Origin of the sequence: Crocosphaera sp., assembly GCF_030064895.1 — a bacterium.
Lineage (GTDB): Bacteria > Cyanobacteriota > Cyanobacteriia > Cyanobacteriales > Microcystaceae > Crocosphaera.
Window position 1 is genome coordinate 14,647 of record NZ_JASJEB010000057.1, and the last position, 13,601, is coordinate 28,247.

Here is a 13,601-nt window from a genome sequence, read left to right on the forward strand (position 1 = left end):
TGGGGAGGGTGGGGAGTGTGGGGAGTGTGGGAAGGGTTGGGAGACTAGAAAAAATATTAATATTTTGCTGCCCCATCTCCCTCTGCTCCCCAGTCCCCCCGTCTCCCCGTCCCCCAGTCTCCCCGTCTAGTCCCCCATCTCACCGAATAATTAATTGTTAATTGTTAATTGTTAATTGTTAATTGCTGAAACACCCACCATGCACTTCGCTAAGCGTATTCAAGCTTTAGAAAAAAATGTCTTTGCTGATATGGATCGAGCAAAGTCTCAAGCCATCGGCAAAGGCAAAACGATTATTGATTTATCCTTGGGATCATCAGATTTACCAGCAGATCCAGAGGCGATCGCTGAGATTACTACATCCCTACAAGATCCCAGCACTCACGGTTATCTCCTCCACCACGGAACTTTAAATTTTCGGGAAACTGTTGCGCAATGGTATACGGAACGTTTTGGGGTGATGGTTGATCCTCATACGGAAGTGTTAACCCTCATTGGTTCCCAGGAAGGGACGGCACATTTACCCCTAGCTTTGCTCGATCCAGGAGATTTCGCGCTACTACTCGATCCTGGTTATCCTTCCCATGCAGGGGGTGTCTATTTGGCTGGAGGTCAAATTTATCCCATGCCATTGTTGGCAGAAAATGACTTTTTACCAGTGTTTAAGGATATTCCTTCCCAAGTCTTAGGCCAGGCTAAATTGATGGTTTTGAGTTATCCTAATAACCCAACAACCGCAACTGCTTCTCTAGCTTTTTTCCAAGAAGCGGTAACTTTTTGTCGAGATCATGGGTTGGTATTAATCCATGATTTTCCCTACGTTGATATTGTTTTTGAGGGAATGACTCAGCCTCCTTCTATTTTACAGGCTGATCCGACTAAATCCCTTTCTATAGAGTTTTTTACCCTTTCCAAGTCCTATAATATGGGGGGTTTTAGGATTGGTTATGCGATCGGCAATGCTGAAATTATCCAAGCTTTAAGAAGAGTAAAAGCAGTGGTAGATTTTAATCAATATCGAGGCATTTTAAACGGGGCGATCGCAGCTTTGAGGGGAGACCAAACAACGGTTAAAAAAACAGTTACTCGTTTTCAAACCAGACGAGATGCTTTTATTAAAGCCCTCAATAACATCGGTTGGCAGGTTACTGCCCCTCAAGCAACGATGTATGTCTGGGCAAAATTACCCCAACCTTGGGAAAATAAATCTGTGGAGTTTTGTACTGAGTTGGTGGCAGCTACAGGGGTTGCTGTATCTCCTGGAGCTGGTTTTGGTAAACAAGGAGAAGGTTATGTCAGATTTGCTTTAGTTCATAACCCTGATATTTTAAAACTGGCTGTAGAAAAGATTGCTAAATTTTTAGTCTCAAACCCTACCTCTACATTGAGTTTTTGAGATATTGTGGTCGTTTCCAATAAGTTTGAGGCAGAGTAGTGTGAGCAGACTTCGTTCCTCAAAACAAGCCTTGCTCACTATGGTTAGAATAATTAAATCCCCATCTATACTTGCCTCCTGCCTCCTTTTAATCTTTCCCTATCCTCGTCTTCCATTGTTCTTTACCCTTGTTTGGTAGTCTCAAAGGGACGGTTATCAACAATCAATAACAAAACAATGGTTAGACATTTTCCTATTAGTTCTGGTGAAATGGTGGAGCGAGCGGATCGCCTAATGAGTGCGGCCTCAAACCGTTATCGTATTGTAGTACAAGTTTCGAGAAGGGCAAAACGTTGTCGTTATGAAGATGATGAAAATGGAGATCCTTCTCTGACGAAACCAGTGATCCGTGCTGTCTTGGAAATGTCGGACGAATTTACTGAACCTGAAATTTTGGGTCATGAGTTAAATTAATGGATTATTTGGCTTCTAAAGTGAGCCTCTTTTTGAGATAATACAAGTAGCGGTCAATGAGCGATCATTGTCCTTTTTCCTATTACACGGTGGTGTTGATCAAACTTTAGATATTTGCTAGTTAACTGGCGTTGATCTAAAAAATAAAAGGCATTACCACGCCCTTTGGGCAAAGGCAAAAAGCAAAAGGCAAAAGTAAATACATAGCCGAATTAGGTCTAAAGCCTCTTCATTTATGAAGAAGAAAGACATAAAACTATCATTTACTGAATCCTCTTACTTTTAAAAAGAGGTAAAAATGATTGACTTTTGATTTCTAACTTTTGACTTGTGAATGTTAGTTTCCCAGAATAGTTTCATGACTGACCAACAAACCGCTACAATCGATAATAGAGACGAAAATTTTTCCCAACTGACGGATCAGTTTATTAATGGGAAACAAAAAGACCAACTTCAATTAATTCCTAAATTAATCGCTATAGGAGAAGAAGGTTGGCAGGTATTAATGAAGTTTTTACAAGCAGAGGAAATCAATGGGGTTGATATTGTGCAAGGTAAAATATATGGGGAACTTTATAAATTAAAAAACCCCATCACAGAAGGGTTTATTCAAAGCTATTTTTCTCAAGGAATTATACCCCTTAATTCTCAATGTGATCTTGATTATCAACCCCTCAATCAACTATTAGTTGAACAAAAGTTTCAAGATGCAGATACCCTCACCCGTAGTCTGTTATGTGAATTGGCAGGAGAAGGGGCAGTGCAACGTAAATGGGTTTATTTTACAGAAGTAGAGCAGTTTCCTGCCACAGATTTACAGACAATTGATGCTTTATGGCGTTTACATTCAGAGGGAAAGTTTGGATTTTCTGTACAACGAAAACTATGGTTATCGGTGGGTAAAGATTTTACTAAATTATGGCCAAAAATTGGTTGGAAAAGTGATAATAGTTGGACTCAATACCCTAATGAATTTACTTGGGATTTAAGCGCACCTGTTGGGCATCTCCCCCTCTTAAATCAACTCAGAGGAGTGAGGGTAGCTGCTTCTTTATTTGCCCATCCTGCCTGGTCTTAATTGACCAAACATTGAACATCTTTCATCTTTCATTTTGGTTTCAAGCCTCTCCCTTTAGGGAGAAAGAAGTTTGGGAGAGGTTTCAAGCCTACTTCCAAACGAATCATAAATGATAAATGAAATGACTAATAATTAGGGGGCTAAACGATCAATTTCCCAGGTTGTTTCCTCTTTCAAAGTATAAGAGAAGCGATCGTGTAAACGGTTTGGCCGTCCTTGCCAAAATTCAAAACGCTTAGGTTTAACCCGATATCCTCCCCAAAAAGAAGGTAACGGGATCTCTCCGTGTTGAAATTTATACTTTAATTCTTCAAACTTCATTTCTAATAGTTTTCGTGAGGAAATAACGGAACTTTGTGCCGAACACCAAGCCCCCAATTGACTGCCTCGAGGACGACTGGTAAAGTAATTTAAGGACTCTGCTGTAGGAATTTTAGTGGCAGTTCCTTGAATCTTTATTTGACGTTCTAAGGGAAGCCATAAAAATAATAAAGCAACGTGACGATTTTCGTCTATTTGTTGAGCTTTTTTGCTTTCATAGTTGGTAAAAAAGACAAATCCTTTTTCATCAAAATATTTTAACAGAACTGTTCTAATAGAGGGTTCACCATTGGCTGAAGCAGTAGCTAAACTCATAGCATTGGGTTCGGGTAACTCTGCTTCGGTAGCTTCTTGAAACCACTTTTCAAACTGTTTAAAGGGATCGGTTTCGAGATCATCTCTAGTTAAACCGTTACGGGTATAGTTTTCTCTTAAAGCAGTGAGATCCATTGTTTTTTTAAAGGTTTCAGTAAAAGTTTTTAACTCTTCTAGTTTAACGTAATTTTCGTTTCAGAAAATAGGGATGTTAAAATTCCTGAGTTTTATTTCTTGCTTTGATTACTTCTTTTCTTCTTGTTTCTAATAACTCGCTAAATTCTTGGGATAGTCTAGGCATTTGTTCTAATAATGTAGCGACAACTTCGGGTGATAAAACTGCCACTTCTAAGTCATCTAAAGCGATGACAGAAACATCACTACATTCTCCTGTGAGAAGAATTTTCTCGCCAAAAAATTCCCCTTTTCCTAAACAAGCAATTTCTTGGTTTTCTCCCTTATTATTCTTCACTAAAATGGTGGCATGACCATTTAAAATTAAATATAATCCTAAAATTCTTTCTCCTTCTTTAAATACCCATTCTCCTTGGGCATAATATCGAATATTACTGGCGTTTTCTTCTTCAATAAACCTTTCAGCAGCTAAATTACCAAAATTAGGTAGCGATCGCATAACTTCTGTTACTTGTTGCATGGGGTTTACTTTGGGCATTTCTGCCATATTCATCTGATATTCTGTTTGAATAGGATAGGGAATGGTTAAATTATATCGCTTCGCTGCATACCAAATACGAATTACAAAATCGTTGCGAATATTCAACATTGTTTCATAATTATCCATAAATAAACCAATTTGATAAACAATAGAAAAATCGGCATAGTTTTCAACTCTAACCCAAGGGGAAGGTTCCTTTAAAATACCTGGGGTTGATAAGGCAGTTTCTTTGAGTACATGAATAACTTTATTTGGAGGATCATCATAGGAAAAGCCAAATAAAAACCGTTCTACGTGCAAGGGAGTGGGACGATTATAATTAGTAAAATTTCCTTGGGCTAAAATTGAGTTAGGAATCACCACACTATCTTGATCACGAGTTTGTAAATAAACGGATCGCCAATTAACTTTAATAACTTTGCCAATGGTCTCCCCAACTTGTAACCAATCACCCAAAGCAAAGGGTCTTTCAAATAGTAATAAAATACCCGAAAATAGATTTTTTAATGTGTCTTGTAAGGCTAAACCAATTACTAATGAACCTACCCCAAAAGCTGTTAGAAGTGCGCCTAAATCTATTTTCCAAACTGTAGAAAGAATAACGGCAGTAATACAAGCGACGAGAAAAAAACGAATCAAATCTAACAATAAATCAGGGACTCTTTCTTGCCAGCTTCCTGCAATTGCTTGGTCAAAAATTAAGACTTTAAATGCTGAAAGTATGGCGTGAATCATGGCAACCCATACTAAAGTTTTTACTAGCCTAATGATAGTTGTTTCTTCAGGAATTTCTAAAACTCTTGTCAAGAAAAATAATAAAGCTAACAAAGGAAACACTAAATTTCGGAAAATAGTAATTGTAGCGATTAATGGTTTTTCTTCTTGGCGAAGTCGAACAATAATTTCATTTAATATAATCATGATTAGGGGAAATCCTAAGATTAATAAAATTGCCCAACGAAACCAGTTTTGATCTACTAAAGTAATTGGCATTATCAAATAATATATAACAATGAAAATTTAGGAACAGAAATTTTTGTTTCTTTAATTGTCATTCCGAGGTGATGAGTAATCTCATTAAAATTCTAATTAGAATAGATAGAATTATATAGCGTTTCTTGGGCTAATGAAGACCTAATATCTAACTCTGAACTCCGAACTGCTAAAACTAAAAAACTGTATACCTAACAAGTATGGTAACGGCTATCCTTGTTACCCCCATTATGAAGAATCACAGCCGTTTAACTGGAAAAACTTAGGATCTTATTATTTTTCGCTTTTCCTCTCTTGATTAAAAAAATGTTAAGAAATATTATCAAAGCTTGATTGTTAACAGTTTTTTGCTTTTAAGTTGGTTATCATGCTGTATAAATTAATGCTTTCTTTGTTAGCACTCATAATGTTTAAGTGCTAAATTAAACTCTTTACTATTAGAAACTCTATTAGCAAAGAAAATTATAAAACATCAAAAAATAAAACATGGCAAAAACAGATTATGAACTACTTTTTTGATATTATTGGCACAACTTCCGTTTTAAACTTTTTCAATTACCAACAACAAATAGAACAAAATAAAAAACGTGGATCAGCTTATTTAGGTAGCTATAAATGTAGTCTTGATAGCTTTATTGAATCTGTTGATAAGATTCCTAAAAAACAAAATTGGGATTGGGATGACGTTGTCGGAAGTATTGTTAATTTTTGGCTGAAAAATGAGGATAAAGTCCGTTATTGGCAAAATAATTTTAACCCGACTGATTTGGACACGGTAATTGTCGCTAGAGTAGGAGAAATCGAAACTTTACGCTGTGAATTTGAATCTTTACTAGATGTTTAGAATTTGAAGATGACGGGAATCAAAATTCCATAGTAGTTTATTTCCGTCATTAAATAAAGAGTAGAAATAAGTGGAAATAAGTAGAAATAAAGGGAACCAAATAGACACTTTATTATCTGTAACAATTGGAAAGGTAAAAAATAAAAACTATGGTTATAATAAGAATAAATGAAAAACTAGAATAACACCAATTACAGTTAAGTTAGTTAATTATGATCAAGTTAAGATATTTCTATCGTCGTTTTCTAATTTATGGCCTACTAGCTATTTTAATCAGCAGCACTATTGTTATTACTGACTCCCAACCGAGTTATGGTCAATCGTGGTTAAATTGGATTTTTCAAGGGGTACAAGTAATTCAATTATCCAATTTATCGGACTCTCAAGAAGTTAAATATGGAAGGCAAATAAACGATGAATTAGTCAGAAGTGGCCGGTTTCGTATTTCTCGAAATCAAGCCTTAACTCAAAGAGTTGATCGTATTGGTCAACGATTAGCACAAAATAGTAGTCGTCCGAATCTACCTTTTACTTTCCAAGTTCTTCAAGATAATTCTATTAACGCATTTGCCACTATGGGGGGGTTTGCCTATGTAAATACAGGGTTAATTGCTGCGGCTGAAAACGAAGCAGAATTAGCCAGTGTTATTGGTCATGAAATTGCCCATATTACCCAACGTCATTCTATTAAGCAAATGCGTAATGTTGCTATTTCTCAAGGGTTAATGTCGGCCACTGGATTGAGTGAAAGTAATATTGTTAACCTTGGAGTACAATTAGGCTTTAATCTTCCTCGCAGCCGAGAAGCTGAACTAGAAGCGGATAGAATAGGTTTACAAAATTTAAGACAAGCTGGATATGCGCCTATTGGTATGATTACCTTTATGAAAAAATTGCTCCAAAGTGGTAGCTCATCCCCTGCTTTTTTAAGTACGCACCCAGCCACTTCCCAAAGGGTTCAAGCGTTAACTCAAGCGGTTAACCCCGATATTGCCTATCAGGGAGATGGTCTAGATAATCAAGTTTATCAACGTGAGTTTCGGGCTTTATTATAAAACTTTTTTGCTCAGAATTTAACTTTTCCTAGTAACCAGTCTGTAATTAATTCAGGGGTATTCTTTTTCACCCAATAAAAAGCTATGGCTCGAAAACTAGGCTTAGATAATCTAGCAATTAATCTTGTAACTCGGTTAAGGGGACGCACAGAAACTTTTTGATTGATTAGATTGAGAGAACCCATATCATAAAGACAATCAATAATCATCTTAAAGGTAGCTTCCTCCCTTTCCATGAGGTTTTCAAGTAAGAGCATAATATTTTTTTTCTGTTCTATTTCTAATTTTTGGGCTTCTGAAAGCTTGGGAAAATATTGAACGACTGTTGTTGATTTTTTGAGTTTTTTGGATTGTTTATTTTTTCGTAGCTTCTTGTTTTTCTGTACTTTTTTTTGTCGAGGAATTTTTGAGGACTTTTTCGCTGGTTTCATCGGCTTTTTTTTTGCTTTAGGAGAAATCATAATCTTACCAATTAACCAATCAGTAATTAATTTAGGAGTATTATTAACAACCCACCAGAAAGCAATGGATCGAAGAGTAGTTTTAGCTAGTTTTGCAATTAATTTGAGTAGAGACTTAAAAAATATTAGAGAAACTTTTTTATTGATTAAATTCAGAGATCCCACATCATAAACACAATCAATAATCATCTTAAATGTAGCTTCTTCTCTCTCCATCAAATTTTCAACTAAGAGCATAATGTTTTTTTTATGCTCAATTTCTAGTCGTTTAACTTCTGAGAGTTTAGGGACATATTTAGCTACTTGTGCAGGTTGTTTTGGCTCGTTCCGAGAAAGTACCATGAAAATTTACAAGTCAACACTCTCCGATACTATAAACTAGACCAGAGTAATTTAACCAGGTTTCCATAATAGCTTTTTATTTTTAGCGAGAGTATAGTAATGAGTTGTTAATTTTTAAAGTTCCCATTATCCCCAAATCTTTATATTCTGAAAAGTAAAAATAAAGGATTTTCTTTGCCTAAAGTCTTCAAAAATCAAAACAGACTAACATGGAATATATTCAAATTGACTGATGGTTCACAAGTTCCATGACATCGGTGACCAGAAATTTCGCTAAAAATTAAAGCACTAGGTGAGAGAGGCCAAAACCCTTGCTAAAAGTGCATTTGAGACCTAAAATTTGTCTAGGGATAGTAAAAATCTTTGAGAAATTATGAGACGGGATGTGTCAAATTGTAAATTTTTTGCTAATAATAGTCTAAAGATAGCGAAAAGCACTCTGGTTCAAACTCAAGGGTAATTCCCACCAGAACTAGAAAGTTGTGCTAGTTTAAGAAATGTTAACGATTCCCTAACTCAAATTTTGAAGTTAGTGCTTGGATCTAAACATCGCTCACTAAAGTCGCCAACACAGTCAACCTGACAGGCGTTCCCTAGGTCGCACCCTGTATAAGAAAATGGGACAATATGACCTAAACTAGATAAAACAAACGTTAAGAAATCTTGCCATTGATTTCAGTTAAGCAAGAGGATTGGATTCTATGACTATTGCAGTCGGACGCGCACCAGAAAGAGGATGGTTTGATGTCCTCGATGACTGGTTAAAACGCGATCGCTTCGTTTTCGTTGGTTGGTCTGGGGTATTATTATTCCCCTGTGCCTACATGGCCCTCGGTGGTTGGTTAACCGGAACCACCTTTGTTACCTCCTGGTACACCCACGGTTTAGCAAGTTCTTACCTCGAAGGATGTAACTTCTTAACCGTAGCGGTTTCTTCCCCCGCTAACGCCTTCGGACACTCCTTACTGTTCCTCTGGGGACCTGAAGCACAAGGAGACTTTACCCGTTGGTGTCAAATCGGTGGTTTATGGTCATTTGTCGCCCTTCACGGTGCTTTTGGACTGATTGGCTTCATGTTACGTCAGTTTGAAATTGCTCGTTTAGTCGGCATTCGTCCTTACAACGCCATCGCTTTCTCTGCTCCTATTGCAGTATTCGTCAGTGTTTTCTTGATGTATCCTCTAGGACAGTCTAGCTGGTTCTTTGCTCCTAGCTTCGGAGTAGCAGGAATTTTCCGTTTCATTCTCTTCTTACAAGGGTTCCACAACTGGACACTTAACCCCTTCCACATGATGGGAGTTGCCGGTGTACTCGGTGGTGCTTTGCTCTGTGCTATTCACGGTGCAACCGTAGAAAACACTCTGTTTGAAGATGGTGAACAAGCGAATACCTTCCGTGCGTTTGAACCAACCCAAGCAGAAGAAACCTACTCCATGGTGACTGCAAACCGTTTCTGGTCTCAGATTTTCGGAATTGCTTTCTCCAACAAACGTTGGTTACACTTCTTCATGTTATTCGTACCCGTAACAGGGTTATGGATGAGTGCTATTGGTATCGTTGGTTTAGCTTTAAACCTACGTGCCTATGACTTTGTCTCTCAAGAATTACGGGCAGCAGAAGACCCCGAATTTGAGACATTCTACACCAAAAACATTTTATTAAACGAAGGTCTAAGAGCTTGGATGGCTCCTCAAGACCAACCACACCAAAACTTTGTATTCCCTGAAGAAGTATTACCTCGCGGTAACGCTCTCTAAGGAATGTAAAACTTGTTTAATTAATAAGCAATACCAAGCCCCCTTTGTGGGGCTTCTTTTTTAATTTAGTCATACAGCAGTTTAAACCGATGTTTTTTAAGTTTGATGATTTAGGGGAAAAAACCATTAATAAAATTGCCGAAATTGCTTTATCTACTAAGTTGGAGAAAAGAGATAAGTTAGCGGTAAAAGTTAAGACTGATCCCAATTTATTGGCTAAAGGAACCTTAGAATCATTGGTGATTGATTGTCAAGGTTTAATGGTTGAAAATGCTTTGAGAATGGAAAGTATTAATATTACTTTGAATACTATTGCTGTCAGTCCTTTTAAAGCTTTAGCTGGTAATATTCAGTTAACCCAACCTAGTCGGGGAAAAGCTTGTGTTTTATTGACAGAAAAAGATATTACCAGGGTATTAGAGCAAGCAATTTTCAGAAAAATACAGAATGAGATTGTTATTAATGAGCAGGTTGTTAAGGTTAGTTTGCAACAGGTAAAATGTAGTCTCTTAGAAACAGGTAAAATACTGATTCAAGGAACAGTTAAACTAGAAGATACTAAAAGTAATAAAAGGGTTAGTTTGGAAATTAAACCGAAAATTTGTCAAGGGGGACAAGGAGTTATTATTGATGATATTGAATATTTAGAAGAACCAAGTCTATCATCAATTTTGCTCAATCCTATCTTAAAAGAAGCTCAAAGTATCTTGAATTTGAAGAATTTTAAAGTTGATGGTTTTTCTTTAAAAGTTGAACAATTTAATATTAAACAAGGTGCTTTACAATTACAAGCGGAAGCCGGAATGACTCATTTTCCTCAATTTTAATGGAAATCAATCATGACAAAATATTACAAATTGGGTGATTTCCGAAATACCCAAGCTAGGCTTGATGAAAGTTCCCTTAACCTAAAATTAACTTTATTAATCTTTCATTAACCTTAGTTTAGGGATGTTTTGTCATGGCTATTACAACTAACTATAAAAAACGGGTAATTACCGGCTTAAGTATCGGTGCATTAATAACAGTTACGTTATCGTCTTGTACCTCTGTTGATAGTATAGCAACGAGTAAAGTGGAAATAGACGGTTCTAGTACCGTTTATCCCATTTCTCGTAACGTCATTGAGGAATTTCAAGGCACTCAGGCAATAAAAGATGGTGTATTAGTTGCCAACGTTGAATTATCAGGAACTCGTGCCGGGTTTGAGAAGTTTTGTGGCGGAGAAACGGATATTAACAATGCTTCCCGTCCTATTCAATTGGATGAAATGGAAGCTTGTGATCAATCGGGGGTTAGATACATAGAATTAATTATCGGATTAGATGCTATTACTATTGTTGTTAACCCTAAGAATAATTTTGCTAAAGATATTACCTTAGAAGAATTAAAAAAACTATGGGAACCGCAAGCAGAAGGGAAAATTACCCATTGGAATCAAATTCGTGAATCTTGGCCAAATCAACCCATTAATTTATATGGTCCAGGGAAAGATTCAGGGACTTTTGACTACTTTACTGAAGCTGTGATCAAGCAAAAAGGAGCAGTCAGAAGTGATTATACTGCTAATAAAAATCCTAATGTTTTAGTTCAAAAAATTGCCGAAGATAGCAATGCTTTAGGTTACTTTGGCTATGGGTATTATAAAATTAACAATAATCTAGTAAACCTCCTAGCAATCAAAAATGGAGATGAGTCGGTTTTACCGTCTCGCTATAATATAAAATGGGATCAATATCGTCCTCTTTCTCGTCCCTTATTTATTTACGTTAATATAAAGGCAAGTCAGGATAAGCCTTTTTTGCGAGAATTCATCCACTTTTATCTAGAAAATGCTCCTGAATTTGTTAGTGATAGTGGTTATGTTCCCCTACCAAAAGAGGGATATAAATTATCAAAACAACACTTTGAAACAGGAAAAGCAGGAACAGTTTTTGAAGGAACCTCTCAAGTTAATTTAACGATGGATCAACTATTGAAAAAAGAAGCTGCTTTTTAATTTGTTTCTGTTTCTAGAAGGGAAGATGGTTAGAAAATTAGATTTTGTCTTACTATCAGGTAACAATTTTAGTCAAAATTCATATAATTGAATTGACGAATACATATATGTATTATGGTTATTCAAAACCTAACTCTAAAACCATCTTCTTTGAATAATTATCTTGTTTAATTAGAAAAAATGCAATAATTATTGTTTTGTTTAATGAGTTCATTTGCAACGGTAGATTTACTGCTACTGCGACAACCAATTAGAATATGAGACGTGGAAATTGATTGATTAGTTATCATCTTGATATTTCACATATTCTATTATAAATTTCCTGAACAAACCAGTCTACAACATCTTTTATTTCTTTATATTTAGGGTTTGGAAAATATATCCATTGACTTTTTTTCTTGACATCCTTTCTAATTCGATCTTCAACATCTTGATTAGTACCATGACTCTCTATATTTCTAAATTGTTTGATATCTTTGATTAAAAAATATTTACTTCTTAGATTCTTCTTTTTTATATACTTGAAATCAAGCATTGAAAAAAATATGTCTAGTGCTGTTTGTTGTGAATTCTTGAGAATCGAATCAATTGCATTTTTATCAAGATATTTCTTGGAACCTATTTTTTTATAAACTTCTGCTTTTAAATTATTTGTTTCAACACAAATCTTAGGTGGTAATTTAAAATTCCTCCCTTCATAGTCAAGATATACACAATTATAAGCCTCCAAAAATTTATTGTCTTCGGAACAAATATAACCAAATTCTAAATCAAATAATTCTTCAATTGAACCTTCTATTGATTTGATAGCATAATAGCAAAAATTTATAAACTTAGTCCCACTATTTTCAACTGCTAATTCGATCATATGATTATTATACTCTTTTAAATTCTTTACCCAAGAATGATGAATCTCTGAATTAATATAAGAATAGTCAATCTGAATTTTATTACTTGTTGCTTCTTTATAATTGGGTCTTTCCAAAACTTTTGGACTATCTGAAGTTTTTAAATTGATGTTTTTATCATTGATATTTTGAGTTTTTTCTTTTTTAATACTCTGTTTTGAATCTGATATTTTAATAAGTTGTTTCTGTAATTCTTCACTCAAAGAAAAATCCTCAGACAATTTACTAAAATGCTGAGTCATTTCTGTACACAAAAGATGAATAACTGTTTTTAACTCCTGAATTTCTTGTTTGGTTTCTTCATCCATAGTTGTCTTGATTTTGTAATTTTAATAAAGTTAAGATTTGATAAGTTTGTGGTAATTTTCTAAATATTTCAGATAAATAGAGTCATCTTTACCTTTAACCATCCCAATAAACTCAATTTTACCTCGAAGTACCTGCTGAAAAGTCGGTTTACTTTTAATAGATGATCTCCCTTTATTGTCATACTTCTCTTGATACTCTTTTTCTGCTGCTTCTAACCCAAACTTAGCCCAAGCATGAAGCATAGCACGAATTTTACGCACATAATTACGATCAACATTAGGAAACTCATTGGTTGTTAAACCTGTGACAGATTGATGATTTCCTCTCGTTTGTAGTCTGATTTTTTGCTCATTTACCTTAAAACCATTCTCAATAATTATATTTAATAAAGTATCTCCTAAAACTAACTTATCTTTATCTTCTTCTGTGACGATATAAGCTAATGTTTGAGGAAATTTTGGTAAGGTAGTTGAGAAAGTAATATCATCAGCATATCTGGTATAAGTTGCCTTATATTGTTTCGCCAAACGTTGCAATTGACTATCCATTTTGGCGCAGATCATATTAGTAACAATCGGTGAAGTTGGTGCGCCTTGGGGTAACTGGTTATTATGACAACAAATTTGAGCTAAAACCGTTGCTACATCAGGATTTAAACCATAAGGTGAAGCCATAAATAAGCCTCGCACTCGTC

The 13,601-nt window shown here is 35.5% G+C and carries 13 protein-coding genes; 8 read left to right on the forward strand and 5 right to left on the reverse strand.

The genetic code is table 11. From position 1 onward, the window contains the following. Positions 1–199 precede the first annotated feature (199 nt). The 3 genes from QNJ66_RS13885 to QNJ66_RS13895 all read left to right on the forward strand — a co-directional run bounded on the left by QNJ66_RS13885 (position 200) and on the right by QNJ66_RS13895 (position 2,927). Positions 200–1,396, forward strand: a complete 1,197-nt coding sequence (locus QNJ66_RS13885; RefSeq protein ID WP_300507918.1) for an LL-diaminopimelate aminotransferase — start codon at positions 200–202, stop codon at positions 1,394–1,396. A gap of 216 nt (positions 1,397–1,612) precedes the next feature. Then, a complete protein-coding gene (locus tag QNJ66_RS13890; protein ID WP_300507899.1) occupies positions 1,613–1,849 on the forward strand; it encodes a DNA-directed RNA polymerase subunit omega in 237 nt (78 codons plus the stop codon). A gap of 358 nt (positions 1,850–2,207) precedes the next feature. Further along, a complete protein-coding gene (locus QNJ66_RS13895) occupies positions 2,208–2,927 on the forward strand; it encodes a GUN4 domain-containing protein (RefSeq protein ID WP_300507901.1) in 720 nt (239 codons plus the stop codon). A gap of 132 nt (positions 2,928–3,059) precedes the next feature. On the opposite strand, the gene pdxH is transcribed toward QNJ66_RS13895, so the two are convergent. Then, positions 3,060–3,698: a pyridoxamine 5'-phosphate oxidase gene (gene pdxH, locus QNJ66_RS13900; RefSeq protein ID WP_300507903.1), complete on the reverse strand. Its 639-nt coding sequence runs from the start codon at positions 3,696–3,698 to the stop codon at positions 3,060–3,062. A gap of 76 nt (positions 3,699–3,774) precedes the next feature. Next, entirely contained in the window at positions 3,775–5,232 is a 1,458-nt protein-coding gene (locus QNJ66_RS13905; RefSeq protein ID WP_300507905.1) for a mechanosensitive ion channel family protein, read from the reverse strand. 502 nt (positions 5,233–5,734) lie between these two features. On the opposite strand from QNJ66_RS13905, the gene QNJ66_RS13910 reads away from it, so the two are divergent. Together QNJ66_RS13910 and QNJ66_RS13915 are read left to right on the forward strand one after the other, a co-directional pair. Continuing rightward, positions 5,735–6,076 (forward strand): hypothetical protein, encoded by a 342-nt coding sequence (locus tag QNJ66_RS13910; protein WP_300507907.1) that lies wholly within the window; start codon positions 5,735–5,737, stop codon positions 6,074–6,076. A 212-nt stretch (positions 6,077–6,288) separates the two neighbouring features. After that, positions 6,289–7,131 carry a M48 family metallopeptidase gene (locus QNJ66_RS13915; RefSeq protein ID WP_300507909.1) on the forward strand — a complete coding sequence of 281 codons (843 nt, stop codon included), beginning with the start codon at positions 6,289–6,291 and terminating at the stop codon, positions 7,129–7,131. 11 nt (positions 7,132–7,142) lie between these two features. On the opposite strand, the gene QNJ66_RS26205 is transcribed toward QNJ66_RS13915, so the two are convergent. Continuing rightward, on the reverse strand, positions 7,143–7,934 hold the full coding sequence (locus QNJ66_RS26205; protein ID WP_366146286.1) for a hypothetical protein: 792 nt from the start codon (positions 7,932–7,934) through the stop codon (positions 7,143–7,145). Between the two features lie 701 nt (positions 7,935–8,635). Between QNJ66_RS26205 and psbD the strand changes: the two genes are divergently transcribed. From psbD to QNJ66_RS13935, 3 genes are all read left to right on the forward strand, one after another. Beyond that, positions 8,636–9,691 carry a photosystem II D2 protein (photosystem q(a) protein) gene (gene psbD, locus QNJ66_RS13925; protein ID WP_300507910.1) on the forward strand — a complete coding sequence of 352 codons (1,056 nt, stop codon included), beginning with the start codon at positions 8,636–8,638 and terminating at the stop codon, positions 9,689–9,691. A gap of 89 nt (positions 9,692–9,780) precedes the next feature. Continuing rightward, complete coding sequence (locus tag QNJ66_RS13930) at positions 9,781–10,518, forward strand: DUF2993 domain-containing protein (protein WP_300507912.1); 738 nt, start codon at positions 9,781–9,783, stop codon at positions 10,516–10,518. A gap of 134 nt (positions 10,519–10,652) precedes the next feature. Beyond that, a complete protein-coding gene (locus QNJ66_RS13935) occupies positions 10,653–11,690 on the forward strand; it encodes a PstS family phosphate ABC transporter substrate-binding protein (RefSeq protein ID WP_300507913.1) in 1,038 nt (345 codons plus the stop codon). 286 nt (positions 11,691–11,976) lie between these two features. Here QNJ66_RS13935 and QNJ66_RS13940 read toward each other — a convergent pair whose 3' ends face one another. Both QNJ66_RS13940 and QNJ66_RS13945 read right to left on the reverse strand, forming a co-directional pair. Next, positions 11,977–12,906, reverse strand: a complete 930-nt coding sequence (locus QNJ66_RS13940; RefSeq protein WP_300507915.1) for a hypothetical protein — start codon at positions 12,904–12,906, stop codon at positions 11,977–11,979. Between the two features lie 30 nt (positions 12,907–12,936). Continuing rightward, positions 12,937–13,601: reverse transcriptase domain-containing protein (locus tag QNJ66_RS13945; RefSeq protein ID WP_300507917.1), on the reverse strand; the 665-nt coding region annotated here is incomplete at its 5' end.